Origin of the sequence: Microbulbifer sp. HZ11, from assembly GCF_000708675.1 — a bacterium.
Taxonomy (GTDB): domain Bacteria; phylum Pseudomonadota; class Gammaproteobacteria; order Pseudomonadales; family Cellvibrionaceae; genus Microbulbifer.
On record NZ_JELR01000001.1, the window covers coordinates 1,760,636 to 1,776,755 of the forward strand.

At 56.5% G+C, this 16,120-nt stretch carries 17 protein-coding genes; 10 read left to right on the forward strand and 7 right to left on the reverse strand.

All coding sequences use genetic code 11. The features are described 5' to 3' along the window. Positions 1–49 precede the first annotated feature (49 nt). Positions 50–781, forward strand: coding sequence for a tetratricopeptide repeat protein (locus AU11_RS07545; protein WP_051687024.1), 732 nt, complete (start codon positions 50–52; stop codon positions 779–781). Between the two features lie 133 nt (positions 782–914). On the opposite strand, the gene AU11_RS07550 is transcribed toward AU11_RS07545, so the two are convergent. Next, the gene (locus AU11_RS07550; RefSeq protein WP_043317638.1) at positions 915–1,100 is read right to left on the reverse strand and encodes a hypothetical protein; all 186 of its coding nucleotides are present in this window, start codon (positions 1,098–1,100) and stop codon (positions 915–917) included. 320 nt (positions 1,101–1,420) lie between these two features. Between AU11_RS07550 and AU11_RS07555 the strand changes: the two genes are divergently transcribed. Further along, the gene (locus AU11_RS07555; RefSeq protein ID WP_043317640.1) at positions 1,421–1,843 is read left to right on the forward strand and encodes a 3D domain-containing protein; all 423 of its coding nucleotides are present in this window, start codon (positions 1,421–1,423) and stop codon (positions 1,841–1,843) included. 93 nt (positions 1,844–1,936) lie between these two features. On the opposite strand, the gene AU11_RS07560 is transcribed toward AU11_RS07555, so the two are convergent. Then, positions 1,937–2,611, reverse strand: coding sequence for a hypothetical protein (locus AU11_RS07560; protein ID WP_156035177.1), 675 nt, complete (start codon positions 2,609–2,611; stop codon positions 1,937–1,939). Between the two features lie 212 nt (positions 2,612–2,823). Continuing rightward, positions 2,824–3,090: a hypothetical protein gene (locus AU11_RS07565; RefSeq protein WP_043317643.1), complete on the reverse strand. Its 267-nt coding sequence runs from the start codon at positions 3,088–3,090 to the stop codon at positions 2,824–2,826. 208 nt (positions 3,091–3,298) lie between these two features. On the opposite strand from AU11_RS07565, the gene AU11_RS07570 reads away from it, so the two are divergent. Continuing rightward, positions 3,299–4,309, forward strand: coding sequence for a rhodanese-related sulfurtransferase (locus AU11_RS07570; RefSeq protein ID WP_043317645.1), 1,011 nt, complete (start codon positions 3,299–3,301; stop codon positions 4,307–4,309). 30 nt (positions 4,310–4,339) lie between these two features. Here the strand turns inward: AU11_RS07570 and AU11_RS07575 are convergent, their stop codons facing one another. The 3 genes from AU11_RS07575 to apbC all read right to left on the reverse strand — a co-directional run bounded on the left by AU11_RS07575 (position 4,340) and on the right by apbC (position 6,908). Next, positions 4,340–4,723 (reverse strand): hypothetical protein, encoded by a 384-nt coding sequence (locus AU11_RS07575; protein ID WP_043317647.1) that lies wholly within the window; start codon positions 4,721–4,723, stop codon positions 4,340–4,342. Positions 4,724–5,144: 421 nt separating this feature from the next. After that, complete coding sequence (locus tag AU11_RS07580) at positions 5,145–5,543, reverse strand: hypothetical protein (protein ID WP_043317649.1); 399 nt, start codon at positions 5,541–5,543, stop codon at positions 5,145–5,147. Between the two features lie 183 nt (positions 5,544–5,726). Continuing rightward, on the reverse strand, positions 5,727–6,908 hold the full coding sequence (apbC, locus tag AU11_RS07585; protein ID WP_197023783.1) for an iron-sulfur cluster carrier protein ApbC: 1,182 nt from the start codon (positions 6,906–6,908) through the stop codon (positions 5,727–5,729). Positions 6,909–7,091: 183 nt separating this feature from the next. On the opposite strand from apbC, the gene metG reads away from it, so the two are divergent. The 5 genes from metG (at position 7,092) to AU11_RS18565 (ending at position 11,543) form a co-directional block, all read left to right on the forward strand. Beyond that, positions 7,092–9,146 carry a methionine--tRNA ligase gene (gene metG, locus AU11_RS07590; protein WP_043317651.1) on the forward strand — a complete coding sequence of 685 codons (2,055 nt, stop codon included), beginning with the start codon at positions 7,092–7,094 and terminating at the stop codon, positions 9,144–9,146. A gap of 157 nt (positions 9,147–9,303) precedes the next feature. Beyond that, positions 9,304–10,236 carry a D-2-hydroxyacid dehydrogenase gene (locus AU11_RS07595; RefSeq protein ID WP_043317653.1) on the forward strand — a complete coding sequence of 311 codons (933 nt, stop codon included), beginning with the start codon at positions 9,304–9,306 and terminating at the stop codon, positions 10,234–10,236. 184 nt (positions 10,237–10,420) lie between these two features. Continuing rightward, positions 10,421–10,720, forward strand: a complete 300-nt coding sequence (locus AU11_RS07600; protein ID WP_043317654.1) for a YqjD family protein — start codon at positions 10,421–10,423, stop codon at positions 10,718–10,720. 210 nt (positions 10,721–10,930) lie between these two features. Next, positions 10,931–11,332, forward strand: a complete 402-nt coding sequence (locus tag AU11_RS07605) for a hypothetical protein (RefSeq protein WP_197023784.1) — start codon at positions 10,931–10,933, stop codon at positions 11,330–11,332. After that, positions 11,301–11,543, forward strand: coding sequence for a hypothetical protein (locus tag AU11_RS18565; protein WP_156035181.1), 243 nt, complete (start codon positions 11,301–11,303; stop codon positions 11,541–11,543). Before AU11_RS07605 ends, AU11_RS18565 begins: the two co-directional genes overlap by 32 nt. Positions 11,544–11,600: 57 nt before the next feature. On the opposite strand, the gene AU11_RS07610 is transcribed toward AU11_RS18565, so the two are convergent. Further along, positions 11,601–12,959, reverse strand: coding sequence for a nitrate regulatory protein (locus tag AU11_RS07610; protein ID WP_051687025.1), 1,359 nt, complete (start codon positions 12,957–12,959; stop codon positions 11,601–11,603). A 498-nt stretch (positions 12,960–13,457) separates the two neighbouring features. On the opposite strand from AU11_RS07610, the gene AU11_RS07615 reads away from it, so the two are divergent. Continuing rightward, positions 13,458–14,306: a formate/nitrite transporter family protein gene (locus tag AU11_RS07615; RefSeq protein ID WP_043318451.1), complete on the forward strand. Its 849-nt coding sequence runs from the start codon at positions 13,458–13,460 to the stop codon at positions 14,304–14,306. A gap of 48 nt (positions 14,307–14,354) precedes the next feature. Beyond that, the gene (locus AU11_RS07620) at positions 14,355–16,097 is read left to right on the forward strand and encodes a bifunctional protein-serine/threonine kinase/phosphatase (protein ID WP_156035183.1); all 1,743 of its coding nucleotides are present in this window, start codon (positions 14,355–14,357) and stop codon (positions 16,095–16,097) included. Positions 16,098–16,120 lie beyond the last annotated feature (23 nt).

Here is a 16,120-nt window from a genome sequence, read left to right on the forward strand (position 1 = left end):
CTTGCGGCGGGCGCCGTCCGCCGCAAGCAGCGACTGAGATAGACTGACCATGCTGCCCTTCGGCCGACACCGCACCCGCCCGTTCTTTTCCCTCGCCGTCCTGCTGGCGGCGCTCTATTTACCGAACTCCGCACCGGTAATGGCGCAGGCGGCCGCAGACCGGACGAATCGTGATGTCGCATTATTGATCAGCGAGGCCGAAGAGTACGCCCTGGAGGGTAATTACGATCGGGCACTTCCCCTCTATGAACGCGCCATTGCGGAACTGAAATCTGACCCTCATCCACAGAATCAGCTGCGCTACCGCTACGGCATCATCCTCAACGCTCTCGGCGGGCAACGCCCGGACCTCTACCCCCTGGCGCGAGGGCAGTTCGAAGCCGTACTCGATTACATCGAATCCTCTCCCGGTATTCCCTTTGAGCACTCTGCCGCGCGGGTACGCTCGGCCATTGCACACACCTTCCATCAGGAATCCGCGCTGCAGGAACACCCCGGCCGCCGGGCGGTGATGCTACGCCTTGCCTATCAGTTGTATGCAGGTGCCATCGAACAACTGCGCGCAGAGCAAGACTGGCAAAACCTTGCCATTACCTCATTCAATATCGGCCAGGTGTGCGAGTGGCAGGGGAACCTGGAAGAGGCCATTCAATGGCTGGAGCAGGCGGTAGCGCTGGACCGCCAGCACGGTTTTCCCGACCTGGAGGAAGACCAAGCTTACCTGACCGCACTTAGAGAGCTGGTCAACCCACAGCAACCGACAGGGAATACCGCAATTTGAATACTGGTCACTTTACCTACCTTACGTGGCCGGCGACCGGCGAAAACTTAATTAGACATTGGTACAACTTTCCAGGGCGACCCAACGTCCTCACAAAAACGACATAGCCTAAAAATCGGGATTATCTATCACGCTAATAGGCTAAACCTTGCCCGCGATCGTACATTTTCCCGCTGACACCCCCTTTTTCGCGCCGCCACCAAAACTTTTCGCCCTTTTCGGACAGCGAGTCACAAATAATCGCAAAAAAATTTTGTTCCAGCGAACTACCGGTCTTGACGCCCATATCGCCGATTTTTTCACCAATCCTAGATGACATCGCTGTCAACCTGTTCTTCTGGTCAGGAATTCCTTACCAATAAATTCAAACGTTTGTTTCGCGCCCCGTCATCAATCAGTCACATTCAGAGACAGCATCCCAAGCTTAGGGCACTACACGCAGCGATTGGACTATTTGACTTCGGGAATACGAGAATCTTTACGAGGACTGCCCGGTTCTCTGGATAGGCTTGCGCGAAATCCCCCGCCCTCTAATATTGCCCTCCCTGATCAAACATTGATCACTTATGACGAAATCAACTTGGAGCCACACAGACAGCTTCTGTTTGTGACCAGAGTGCTTCCGGAGGTATAGAACCCATGCGACAGAGTCTTAAACAGTACATCATCGTGCTTGCAGCTTCCCTTGCGGCCCTGGCCGGTGGCGATGCCTTTGCCGCAATCAAGGAGTCCCCGGACAAGAAAAAGAAGTCCATGACCGTCACCGCGACCGCCTACAACTCTGTTGAAGGCCAGACCGATGACGACCCCTGGACTGCGGCCTGGAATAACCGTCTGCGCCCCGGCGACAAAATTATCGCCGTATCTCGCGACCTGGAAAAACATGGCCTGACCAACGGCGCCAAAGTGAAAATTGAAGGTTTGCCCGGCACCTACACCGTGCGCGACCGCATGAACAAGCGGTATAAAAACCGCATCGACGTATGGATGGAAGAAGACATCAAGAAGGCCCGTAAATGGGGTAAGAAAAAGCTGAAGATCATCTGGAACCACAAGAAGTAATGTGCCAGTGATTGACAGAAACCCCCTGGGTATTACCAATACCATCCCACAAAAAAACCCGCTCACGCGGGTTTTTTTGTGCATCCGGTTTTCTCACGGCTCCGTGGTGACCTCGATACCGGGCACCTCTCGACACCCCTCATTTTCAATATTGTAGACACTCGGCTGGTAGGCCTGGTTATACCGGTGCTCGATCCCCTCATCGCGAAACACCAGCAGATACTCTTCCTTTACCCACCCCTTGTCAGTGAGATATTCACTCAACCAGAGCAGTGCCGGGCCATCTTCGTGGCACTTCCCATAGAACATCCGGGTCTTTTCCACTAACTGCTTGGTGAGATAGTCGCGGTATTTCCCCGGATAAGTAAAGCGCTCACCGGACAGGTCGCTATTCAGCACGCCATCCTCATTCCCTTCCAATTGTGCCTGGGAGCGATCGCGCCGCTCAGCGGGAGGCAGATCGCGATTCTCCGGTGCAGGGAATTTCTCAGGCTCCGGTGGTTCGTCGCTGTCTTCATCACGCAGCGGACGCTCACCACCGGAACGCTCAATTTTTTCGAGAAATATTGCCGTGTTCTCATCGCAATCAATACATGTGCGACCAGCAATAATGGCGTAGCCCTTAAGCTCAGAAATCAGTTCCGCTTCTGCAAGATCCACATCGATGACTCGATCGTCGGACAGCTTCAGCTCGATACCGGAAAATGCCGGCATCACAGACGAGAAACAGAGCAGGGGAAGTAAAAGACAGTAAGGGAATATTTTCATGCAGAGCAACCACATTTAATACATCTGCAGACCGCGACCAGTTGGCACCGCCAGGGCAACTTTCCTTGCTGCCCTTGGCGGCACCACGATTGGGTAGTGCTGTTACACTGTCGCGATTCCCTTCTATGTATAACCATAGCAGAGCAACCCGTTCCTGCTGGCTCCGCCGGTTATTATTTACTCCTGAACCCTCAGGCTGCCAGACCTGGCAGCTAAGGCGCTTCCCAGCTACCGCTTTCCTCAGCCGGGCCAATAAAGGCGCCCACCCCCTCTTCCTTCAACGCATCCAGCGCTTCCCGCAGGGCTTCCTCATCCGTATCGAATATGTCTTCCCACACGGTGGAGTTGTTGTGCTCATCAACAATCTCCAGAAGCCAGCCTCCCTCGCCGTCTTCGTAGATATCGATGCTGACCGTATGGTTTCCGTCACTGTAAGCGCGACTCAGGGGGGAGTCCTGGGAAGTGAAGTCTTCGGCCATGGGGTAACCTCGCTGGCTTAGGGAAGTAAAAATAAGTAGCCGATTGGCAGCGACACCCGCGCAGGAATGCCTTCGTCAAGCAGCGTCCTTCACTGTCGAAAAAGTGTACGCTCCGTGGGAAGAATTTTGTTAAAATGCGCGGCGAATTTTTACCGCTTTTCCCCTGAATGCCCCGGATTTACGCTCCGGCCTGCAAAAGGACACCAAAATGACTGCTTCCTCCACCGAAAGCACAACCGTTGTGGTCTGTGCGCTGTACAAATTTGTCAGCCTCGAAGACTTTGAATCCCTGCGTGAGCCCCTGCTCAAGGTAATGCTCGACAACGAGGTTCGCGGCACACTGCTGCTCGCCGCCGAGGGAATCAACGGCACCGTTGCTGGCGACCGGAAAGGTATCGATGCCCTGCTCGGACACCTGAAATCCGACGCGCGCCTCGCCACGCTGGATTACAAAGAGTCCTACGCCGATGAAATGCCGTTCCTGCGCAGCAAAGTCAAGTTGAAGCGCGAGATCGTAACCATGGGTGTGGAAGGTATCGATCCGCGCCGCACCGTAGGCACATATGTGAAACCTGAGGACTGGAACACGCTGATTTCCGACCCGGAGGTGCTCCTGATTGATACCCGCAATGATTACGAGTACCAGGTGGGTACCTTCGAACACGCGGTGAATCCTAACACCACCTCCTTCCGCGAGTTTCCGGACTACGTGAAGCAGCACCTGGACCCAAACAAGCACAAGAAAGTGGCGATGTTCTGCACCGGTGGTATCCGTTGTGAAAAGTCCACCGCCTACCTGAAAGAACAGGGTTTCGATGAGGTATACCACCTGCAGGGCGGCATTCTCAAATATCTCGAGGAAGTGCCCAAAGAGGAGACTCTGTGGAAAGGGGAGTGTTTCGTCTTCGATGACCGTGTGACCGTCAATCACGACCTGGAACCAGGCTCCTACGCCCAGTGCAATGCCTGCCGTATGCCAATTACCGAAGAGGAGATGGCTTCCGAACTGTTTGAGCAGGGAGTCAGCTGCCCACACTGCCACGACAAGGTGTCCGAGGCCGATAAATCCCGCTTCCGCGAGCGGGAAAAGCAGATTCAACTGGCGAAGATCCGCGGTGAGCAACACCTGGGTGAAGATGCCAAAACTGCCACACTCAATCGCAGGCAGCACAAGCAGGCGCTACGTCGGCAGCAGGCAAAACAGGCACGCAAAGCCTGATATGGCAATCGCTCAGCAGTTAAGCCGGAGTCAACTGGGAACTTCGGCGGTGCTGGTGAGCCATTGCAGTGCTTCCGCTTCTGTGAGAAATGAAAAAAACTCCAGGCCATCCTGCCGCGCCTGGTTGCGCATCACCGCGGTGGTATTCAGGCTGGGATTATTGAGGATCGCAATACGCGCCGCGCGCAGCTCCGGCACACTGGCGACAAACCTGCCGTAGCGCTGCTGTTCCTCCAGCGTCATGGACAGTTTGACGACCTTGCGGACATCCGCGAGTATGCGCAGCGGCTTGAGATGCCCGTACTTGGCCACCAGCTGACGTGCGGCCTGCAGTCGATTTTCATAGGTGGCCTCTCCATACAGCAGCAAAAAGACCACTCGATTCTGATTGTCATACCGGATTTGAAAACTCACAGCTACTACTCGCATCCGTTCCGGCGGAACTACTCCACCGCAAAATCACTTCATTTATTCGGCCCCATCGAGCATGGCCAGATGTTACGGCCAAAGCGCCTCGATTGGCACAAAAATCCAGGTTTCATGGTAAATATGTGAAATCAATCCGGAAAACCTTCCCGCCCTGAAACTTTTCTGCCAGCAACAATTGCAGCGCCCGCTTGCGCGGACCCACTGCGGCCGGTTGATCGTTGATCCGTGCACGGCGCATACCAAGTCTGGCGCACGGGTAGGTGCCGTGCTGGAGAATGCGACGGGGTTCGCGATATAAGGACAGACATCAGACGGCTGCCGATTCAGCACCAGCGCTGAACGATTCGGCAAAAAAAGTGAAAGGCAGGAGTCCTGTGGCGGGATTGGCTGAGCAGCTCAGAGGGTATCAGCGCACCTCGCCAAGGGCGGACTTGGACTTTTCACCCTCAGCCAGCCATTGCAGAGCAGCCTGTTCGGTAACAAACTCCAGTACGTTCAACCCTTCCGCACGGGCCACGCCGTCGATCACCACGTTGGCGTTGTAATCCGGCGCATGCAGCACTGCGATACGCCCGTGTTTGACTCCCTGCAGGTGGGCCACGTAGGTACCAAACGCCTCGCGCTCGGCCACGGACATTTCAATATCAGCCTGGCGCACATCCACCAGCACATTCAGTGGGTGCAAGTGCCCATATTTCTCCGCCATCTGGCGAGCCGCGGCACGCTTTTCCGCCGCATCCACACGATCGAAAAAGATGGCACTGACCACACGCGTCGTTGCGTTAAATCGAACCTGAAAGCCCAACTGCAATCTCCTGAGCCAATACATTCAGGGCGGAGGTGCTTCCCAAGGCGAAACACTGCCGACCACCGTTTACCCGACCTCTGGTCGGGAATCCCAGTGCCTACCGATAACTTGCGGCCACTGAGTATAGCCCCACGCCGCGATCCACCCGGTTGATGTTGGCAACGACGCCGGTTGCCGCGATCAACCCAGTTCAATCTCCGGCATACCGCCATCACTGGCACCAAGCCACACCTGGGCCGCTGCTGCGCGAGCAATGTCCCGGTAAACTGCTGCCACCTCGCCCTCAGGCTCCGCTGCTACGGTCGGACATCCGCCATCTGTCTGCTGACGGATCGACATTGCCAGTGGCAGTTGACCCAGCACCCGGGTTTGGTAGTCCGCCGCCATTCTGTCACCACCACCGGCGCCGAAGATCGGCTCCTGGTGACCACACTTGGAGCAGGTATGCAGCGCCATGTTTTCCACAATCCCCAGCACCGGTACAGATACCTTACGGAACATCTCTACGCCCTTGATGGCATCGACCAGTGCCAGATCCTGCGGCGTAGTGACGATGACCGCGCCGGCCAGAGCCACTTTCTGGGACAGGGTCAGCTGGATATCACCGGTGCCCGGAGGCATATCCACCACCAGATAATCCAGCGCGCCGTGTTCACTGCCGGCACCCCACAGGGTTTGCGTGAGCATCTGGTTCAATGCGCCACTGGCCATGGGTCCCCGCCACACAACCGGTGTATCTTCGGTCAGCAGATACCCCAGGGACATGGTCTGCAGGCCCTGCGCCGGAATCGGCACAAAAAACTTGCCGCCCTGGACCTCTGGACGCAACCCTTCGGTGCCGAGCATGGTGGGCAGGCTGGGACCGTAAATATCCGCATCCAGCAGCCCCACCGCCGCACCTTCAGCGGCCAGTGCGAGGGCCAGGTTCACCGCTGTGGTGGACTTGCCCACACCACCCTTTCCGGACGCCACGGCGATGATATTCTTCACCGCCCGGAGGGAGTCCGGAACCTCTCCTGCAGCTGTACGCTGGATATCAAAAAACAGATCAAACTGAATTTCACTGTCGGCCAGAGCTCCCTGTAGCAGCGGCTCACAGACCGCCTGCACCCGCTTCGCCCAATGGGACTGCTGGCTGGCACAGGGGTATCCAAGGGTCACACCGACATAAACGGTGTTATCGTCAAAACCCACTTCAATATCCGCATCCAGGGCGTCCAGGACGACGCCGGTAGACGGGTCTTCCAGAGCACCAATGGTCTCCGCAATTCGTTCGAGACCGGCCTGAACATCGGGGGAAAGGTCGTTGTGGTCATGATGGTCATCGGTCACGGCGGAGTCCTCACTAGAATAGATGGGCATTCGGAAGCTGGGGCGGCATTGTGGTCAAGCTTCGCACAGATGACAAGCCGCCCACCTGCGGGTCCCTGTCATCGGGCCGGGTGCCTTACAGCCCCCATTTCTGCTATATTCCGCGCTCTTTTCGGCCCCGGCCGGCTTCGTTCGAAGCAGCCACACAGACTAATCTCGCAGCTTTTGGAATCCATGATGTCTCACACCGACAGTCAGCCCAGAAACATCCTCGTCACCAGTGCCCTGCCCTACGCCAACGGCTCCCTGCACCTGGGCCATATCCTCGAGTATATCCAGACCGACATCTGGGCCCGTTTCCAGCGCGCCCGCGGCAACCAGTGCCTGTATATGTGCGCGGACGACGCCCACGGCACCGCCATCATGTTGAAAGCCGAGCAGCTGGGCCTGACCCCGGAGCAGCACATCGCCAATATGCAGGCGGAGCACGAACGGGATTTTGCAGACTTTCTGATTGGTGTGGACAACTACCACTCCACCCATTCCGCCGAAAACCGCGAGCTTTCGGCGATGATCTACAAACGCCTGCGAGAAAATGGCCATATCGCCTCGCGTACCATTACCCAGGCGTTTGACCCAGAGAAAGAACTGTTTCTGGCGGACCGCTACATCAAAGGCACCTGCCCGAAATGTAAAGCCGAGGATCAGTACGGTGACAACTGTGAAGTCTGCGGCGCGACCTACAGCCCAACAGAGTTGATCAACCCGGTCTCCGCCATCTCCGGCGCCACGCCAATCGAGAAAGAGTCCGAGCACTTCTTCTTTACCCTGCCGGCATTCACCGATTTCCTGAAACAGTGGACCCGCTCCGGCACCCTGCAGAGCGAGGTGGCGAACAAGCTGTCCGAGTGGCTGGATGACGGCCTGCAGGAATGGGACATCTCCCGCGATGCGCCCTACTTTGGCTTCGAGATTCCCGATGCGCCGGGCAAGTATTTCTATGTGTGGCTGGATGCACCCATCGGCTATATGGCCAGCCTGAAAAACTATTTTGACAAGAAGTGCGACGCGAATAGCCAGGACTGGCAGGAATACTGGAAAAAAGACAGTACCGCCGAGGTGTATCACTTTATCGGCAAGGACATCGTCAACTTCCACGCGCTGTTCTGGCCGGCGATGCTGGACTCCGCCGAGTTCCGCACTCCTACCAAGGTGTGTGTGCACGGCTTCCTGACCGTGAACGGCAAGAAGATGTCCAAATCCCGCGGTACTTTTATTAACGCGCGCAATTACCTGGACAACCTGAACCCGGAATATCTGCGCTACTACTTCGCCGCCAAGCTGACCGCAGGTGTGGACGATCTGGATCTTAACCTGGAAGACTTTATTGCCAAGGTGAATTCAGACCTGGTGGGTAAAGTGGTGAACATTGCCTCCCGCACCGCAAAGTTTGTGAGCAAGTCCGGTGGCGCACTGGCCAGTGAACTCGCCGACGAGGCCCTGTGGAGCCAGTTTGTGGAAGCAGCGCCGCGTATTACCGAATTTTTTGAAGCGCGCGAATACAGCCGCGCGACCCGCGAGATCATGGCGCTGGCGGATGCGGCCAATGCCTGGATTGCGGAAAAGGCGCCCTGGTCTCTGGCGAAAGAGGAAGGCAAGGAGGATGAGGTGCTGGCGATCTGTTCTCAGGGCGTGAATATGTTCCGCGCGCTGATTACCTGGCTGGCGCCGGTGCTGCCGGAAACCGCGAAAAAAGCCGAGGAGTTCCTCGGTGTGTCGCTGGACTGGAAGTCGGCAACGGTACCGCTGGCGGGCCACACCATTAACAAGTTCAAACCGTTGATGCAGCGTGTTGAGAAGGCTCAGGTGGAAGCAATGCAGGAAGCGGCGAAGGAATCTCTGGCGCAACTGCAGGCGGAGACCAAGGCTGCCTCAGGGCCACTCGCAGACGATCCGTTGGCGGAGCAGATTGAGTTTGATGATTTTGCCAAGGTGGATCTGCGTATCGCATTGATTGCCAATGCGGAACATGTGGAAGGTGCGGGCAAGCTGTTGCGCCTGACTCTGGATCTGGGTGGTGAGACCCGCAATGTGTTTGCCGGAATCAAAAGCGCTTACAGTCCGGAAGACCTGATCGGTAAGCACACGGTGATGGTGGCCAACCTGGCGCCGCGCAAGATGCGTTTTGGTGTTAGTGAAGGTATGGTGCTGGCGGCGGGCCCCGGCGGCAAGGACCTTTGGATTCTGGAACCCCACGAAGGTGCTCAGCCTGGTATGCGGGTGATGTAATTCCACTTTCTCCCGGGGCTTGTTTAAGTCCCAGGTCTAAGTCCCGGGCGGCCGTCCGGGGCCATTCCCTGCTCCGCAACCTCATGGGCAATCGCTCCACAGGAAATGGCCCCAGAGGGCCTATCTTCGACTTAATTTGGTTTAAAAGGACTTTGTTATGCGTGGGGTTTTTCTTGATGCGTTGACGATGAAGCTGGACGAACTGGATACGTCCGCGCTGGAAAGTTCGCTGGAACAGTGGGCGTTTTTTGACACGACTTCGCCGGAACAGACGGCGCAGCGTATCGCTGAAGCAGATGTAGTGATTACCAACAAGGTGGTGCTTGATCGGAATCTGATTGAAGGCGCTGCTAATCTGAAGTTGATTTGTGTGTGTGCCACCGGCACCAATAACATTGATCTGGATGCGGCAGCTGCTCGAAACATCCCGGTCAAGAATGTGGCCGGCTATACCGGTACCTCTCTCGCACAGCATACTCTCGCGCTGATTCTCGCCCTGGCCACTCGCTGGCACCAATACAACAACGATGTGCGCGATGGCCTCTGGAGCCAATCGCCGGTTTTCTGTCGCCTGGATTACCCGGTAATGGAACTGGATGGGAAGTCTCTGGGAATCATCGGTTACGGGGATCTGGGCAAGAAAGTCGCGCGGCTGGGTGAGGCGCTGGGGATGCGTGTTCTGGTGGCGGATTCGTTTACCGGTGAGACAAAGCCTGGCCGTGTGCCGCTGGATCAGCTACTGGCGGAATCCGATATTGTCAGCCTGCATTGCCCGCTGACGGAACAGACGGATCGACTGGTGAACGGTGCATTTCTTGCGACCATGAAAAACTCCGCATTTCTTATCAATACCGCTCGCGGTGGGCTGGTAGACGAGAATGCTCTGGTACAGGCACTCAGAAAGGGCGAGATTGCCGGTGCTGCGCTGGATGTGTTGAGTGTGGAACCACCACCCGCAGATCACCCGTTGCTTGCTGGAGAAATTCCCAACCTTATTATCACACCGCACAATGCCTGGATCAGTCGCGAGAGTCGCCAGCGACTGCTGGACGGCGTGGTCAGAAACATTATCACCGCATTCACGAATTGATCTATTCCAACTGACTTATTCCAACCGACTCTGGGATGGTCTCCCGCGGTCTCACTAAGACCTGACTGTTCTGTCGCCATAGCTGCTCATACCGTTTTTTCTCAAAGCGCGCTTTGCGCTTCGATATCCCCGATCCTCGCCCTATCCTTCTGGCTCACCTTGATTGCTATCGGAGGGTTAAACCATGGCAACCGCAAAAGCCCCAAACTCAGGCACCGCCAACACGGGTAGTACCCGGGACAAACTGCATCAGGCATATCATCTCGCCGGTGAGGCCGCGCACGATACCGCCTCCAACGTCAAAATGCGCGCGCGGGAAACTGCCGATACCGTCAAAGCACGTACCCGGCATGGCATGGAAAAAGGCAAGCAGCGCGCGCAGGATGTGGCCGAAAAAGCGGAAAACTCTATCAAGGCACACCCATTGGTCAGTGTCGGTTGCGCGTTTGCGGCGGGCTGGCTGATCGCGAAAATCCTGAAGTAGCATTTCCGTCGCAGTTTTGTTGCGAAGATGCAATGAACAATACCCGGCAACGATGGCCGGGTGTTTCTATTTCCGGTCAGATAACGTGGCATCGAACATTGGGGTAATTACATGGCGGGTCCGCACGATTCAGAGAGACCACAATGGCGGGATCATCAGGCAGATGACGACAAGCGTCAGACAGACCACGCACACAATAGTTTCGATCAGATGGAAAGCCTGACGCAGGAGTTCAATGCGATACGCGATCGAGCCGAGGCGACCCTGACGCTGGCATCCGCCTGGGCGGAAAACTTTACCAATCTGGTACAGCTGGAATTCAGACGTTCGTTACAGGCGGGCTCACGCATTTTCGTAATGCTGCTGATTCTTTTTTTTCTGGTGATCTCAGTGATTGTCAGCCTGTGTGGCGGGCTGGGCCTTCTGGGTTATTACTACTTTCAATCAATCTATGTCGCCTTTGGCATATTTTTGTTTTCGCAAATCCTGATCATAGGCGGGCTGCTGCTCACGGCAAACAACCTGAAAAAGCTACTGGGATTTGATGAATCCCGCAGGCAGGCTAAAGAGGCTCTGGAAGATGTCACTGCGCTCTTTAAACAACCAGATTGAACAACGCCGCCAGACGATGCAGAAGCAACGTCATTGTGCGCTCGCACTCATGCAGCAACAGCGGGCTCAAGCGCTAGCACAGGCCCAGCGTGTTCCCCTGCCCGCAGCCATGCTCGGCGCTTTCGCTGCGGGCTTTGCCATTCAGCGGTTTTTAAATCGCCCCACTACCCACACTCTGGTGAACTGGTACCTCATGCTACGGGCTATTTAACAGATACAAGTCGCTCAAACGGGTCGCACTGCACTGCCTGGACACCGATGATTTGTGTCAAGGTTCCAGCAGTACCGCATCTCGGCGGGCCCCTATAGCTTTCCCCGGCGCTCCAGTGGGCAGGCGCTGCGCCGCGCTGGCGGCAATAATCCGTTCGGCCACATCTGCCAGCTTCAGATTCATATCCATCGCTCTCTGTTGCAGGGTGCGATAAGCGGCGTCTTCACTCATTCTCAGACTTTTCATCAGTATTCCTTTTGCCCGCTCTACCAGCTTGCGCTCGGTCAGGGATTTTCGGGTCTCTTCCAGTTCGGCACTCACCCTTTGGATATGCGCCACCTGGGAGCGAATCAGGTCGTACAGGGAATGCGCCAGCGGCTGACCGCGCAGGGTACCAAAATCACTGGCTCCGACACTGCCATATAAGCCCGGCACTTCCGGGTCAAACAATACCGTCAGCGCCGGCAGTTTATGCCATTGCGCGGCTTTCATCTGCTGTAGCTGTGCGTAGTGATGGCCAAGTTCGGATTGTGCATCGGAGACCCGCTGGCGGCTCACATGCAACAGGCGCGCGGCCATGGCATCCTCAAGACGGTGCATGGCATCAATACGTGCGGTGGCCAGCTGATACCAGACCTCACTGATTTCTGAAGCAATCGGCTCACCATTTTTCAGCCCCGCAATCACCAGCCTGAGTCGCCGCAAATCTCGTGACTCCTGACTGTTTTCGATCGATTGCCAGCGCAAGGATTCGCTCTCCCCGGCGTATTCCGCAAACACAGCCAGGCTTCTTGTCTGGCAGTCTTGTAGCCGCTGTAAGCGCTCATGCACCTTCGCATCAAACTGGCTACTGGCAAACCCGATGGCCCCCCAGGCTCGCTCCTGACCGGAAAACTCTTTCGCTTGCATGAAATTGAACAGGGCAACCAGTAGACGTGTCACTTCCGGGTCGTCAGCGACATCCGCCGCTTCAAAAACCACGCTAAGCAGCCCGGCAATCAGGCGACAGTAGGCGTCGGTAGATTCCAGCGCGCTGACTTCAAACGCATCGATATGCCTGCGCAGTTCCATCAGTTCATCCAGTCCATGCAATGAATAGGCGATACTGTTCAGTAGCCGCATATCGGCCGATGCATCATTGGGCCCATTCTGCAGATAGCGATTGTGCAACAGTGCGCGAAAACGCCCTTCACTGCACTGACAGTTCCGAACCTGGGTATCGCGCTGTTCATGGAAACGAAAACCTGCCGATACCAGATAGATATTGCTGATACCGCGCTCGCGCTGCAGTTGATGAACGAGGTCCGAAACGGTAGTTACCAGCTCACAACTCCCGGCGAGTCGCTCCAGCGCCTGAATTTCCGCACGCTTGGCAGCAAGCAGGAATTTTTCCGCATCTTCACTGTGGTTGTGCATGGTAGCGCCTCCGCATGCCACTGCTGGGGGAGTGAAATATCGAGTCAACGAATATGCAGTTAACCCAGCAATTTATATTCCACACGACACCGGGAGACAGTTAAATCCACGGTCCGGCCAAACCTCCCCTACACAATGCACCAGACTTGATCACCGCCAACTAAAAGCACCAAATTGGCGCACCCCGCCAGCCTCTTGTGGCGCCCAAGTGTGAGACTCAGCGCTACACGTAAAGATATCGGGGGCCCGTACACAGGAAATGCTGCGGCTGACTCCCGTTAAAACTGGCATTGAGTTTGCTACATATAACCCGTGCGAGCAGGTGCAATGCTGCACTCACGGGTTTACCCGAACAATCAGAACACTCTGGATAAAGGCGTCCACCACTTTCCGATGCGTATCGGTCTGTGTGGGCGCTTTTTTTGTGCCCAAAATCCGCCGGCCCGCGGAAGACCGCAGAAATGGTTTAGCCTCCAGCACTTAATAAAGGAAACGATTATGGCTTATCTCGCTCCTACCGAATTTGTGACCAAAATGGTCGATGCCGGGGAATCGAAAATATACATGTCCACGCGGGACACCCTGGTGCGCGCCTATATGGCCGGCGCCATTCTCGCGCTGGCCGCGGTGTTTGCGGTAACCGTCGGCACCATGACCGGCTCCCATCTGATCGGTTCGATCCTGTTCCCGGTGGGCTTCTGCATGCTTTACCTGATGGGGTTTGACCTGCTGACCGGTGTATTCGTGCTGGCGCCGCTGGCCTGGCTGGACCGTCGACCGGGAGTGACCTGGGGCGGGATCCTGCGGAACTGGGGGCTGGTCTTCCTGGGCAATTTTGCCGGCGCCCTCACCGTCGCGGTCATGATGGCGTTTGTCTTCACGATGGGCTTCAACACCGAACCCGGTGCGGTGGGTGCCAAGCTTTCCTCAATCGGTGAAGCGCGCACTCTGGGTTACGCGGAGTACGGTGCCGCCGGTTGGTTTACTATTTTTATCCGCGGCATGCTGTGCAACTGGATGGTTTCCATGGGTGTAGTGGGCGCAATGATTTCCACCAATGTGAGCGGCAAGGTGATCGCCATGTGGATGCCCATCATGCTGTTCTTCTTTATGGCGTTCGAGCACTCGGTGGTAAACATGTTCCTGTTCCCCACTGCGATCATGATGGGTGGTGACTTCTCGGTGATGGATTACCTGATCTGGAATGAGATTCCCACCGCACTGGGTAACCTGGTTGGCGGTCTGGCCTTTACTGGCCTGACGCTCTACAGCACCCACTACAAAACGGCACCCAAGCGTCAGCTGAAAACGGAAAACGGCGCTGCCGGTAAAGAGGCTCTGGCCTGATCGCAATACAGCCCCGCACTCCGCGGGGCTATTTTTATGGCTGTTTCTATGACGGGCTCCATAAATAGTTCCCTCACCCTGGAGGCGGGCCAGCACAGTAGCGCCGGCCTAAAACCGGAAAACCAGGACAGTTGCGGCGCCTTTTTGCCGGCGGAACCGCAGCTGGCCATCAAGGGCGCCGCCTTTGCCATTGCCGATGGCATCAGCTCCAGTACGGTCAGTGCTGTGGCCAGTGAAACGGCAGTGAAAAGTTTTCTCGACGACTACTACTGCACGTCCGACGGCTGGAGTGTACAGAACGCTGCCGAACAGGTGATCAAGGCCACCAACGCCTGGCTATTCGAGCAGACCCGCCAGAGCCCGTACCGCTTCGATAAAGACAAGGGCTACGTATGTACCTTCAGCGCGGCCGTTTTCCGAGGTAGCGAGGCGCACCTGTTTCACCTCGGAGACTCCCGTATCTACCGCCTGCGCGGTGACTCTCTGGAACAACTCACCCACGACCACCGTCTGTGGCAAGGGGAGCACCACAGTTATCTGAGTCGCGCGCTGGGCGCGGACGCACAAACAGAAATTGATTACCGACGACTTTCCCTGCAGGCCGGCGATCTGTTTATTCTGAGTACCGATGGGGTGCACGATTCCCTGTCGCAACGCACGCTGATTGAGCACCTGCAACAGGAAAGCGCGTGTCTCGATCGCGCAGCAAAAAACCTGGTGGCCGCGGCACTGGCCAACGGCAGTAGCGACAACCTTACGGTGCAACTGGTGCGAGTGGACAAACTCCCCCACACAACCCCGGCACTGATCGACCAGGCCGGCAAATTGCCATTGCCCCCCATTCTCAAATCCGGCGACAGCTTCGACGGCTTCACCATCGAGCGGGATATTCACGCGAGCCACCGCAGCCATGTCTATCTGGCTACCGACCTGGCTACTGGTAACCGGGTAATCCTCAAGGCGCCCTCCGTCGACCAGAGTGAAGATCCCGCACATCTGGAGCGGCTGTTGATGGAGGAATGGCTGGCGCGACGGGTGGACAGCGTCCATGTGGTGCGGGCAGCGGCAACCCATCGCCCGCGCAATTTTCTCTACACCACGCTGGAAGTGGTGGAGGGGCGGACATTGCGCCAGTGGATGACCGACAACCCCGCGCCGAGCGTGGAAACCGTACGCGGCATCGTCGAGCAAATCGCGCGCGGGCTGCAGGCCCTGCATCGCGCCGAAATACTGCACCAGGATCTGCGCCCGGAAAATATCATGATCAGCGATGCGGGTACCGTTACGCTGATTGATCTGGGCTCGGCGAAAGTGGCGGGGATTGCGGAAACCGCACAGGAAAATGGCCAATTGATCCTGGGCACCGCCCTGTACAGCGCACCGGAATATTTTCTCGGCGACGGCGGCACGCCACGCTCGGATCTGTTTTCCCTGGCGGTTCTCACCTACCACCTGCTTTCCGGCGAATTTCCCTACGGCACACAGGTCCCGCGCAGCAATACGGTAGCGGCGCAACACAAGTTGCGCTATCGCAGTGTATTGAGCGAGTCCCGTGCAATTCCCGCGTGGATTGATGCCACTCTGAAAAAAGCGCTACAACCCAATCCACTGCGCCGCCACGAGGCGCTGTCGGAATTTATTTTTGAGCTGCGCCATCCCAACCCGGATTACGTAAACAGTACCCGGCCGCCACTGATGGAGCGCTACCCGGTGCGTTTCTGGCAGTCGGTGAGCGGTGTTCTACTGCTTGTTATTTTTTATCTATTGAGCCTGATTTCCCAGGCAACCTGATTATCAAATCGACCCAACCATCG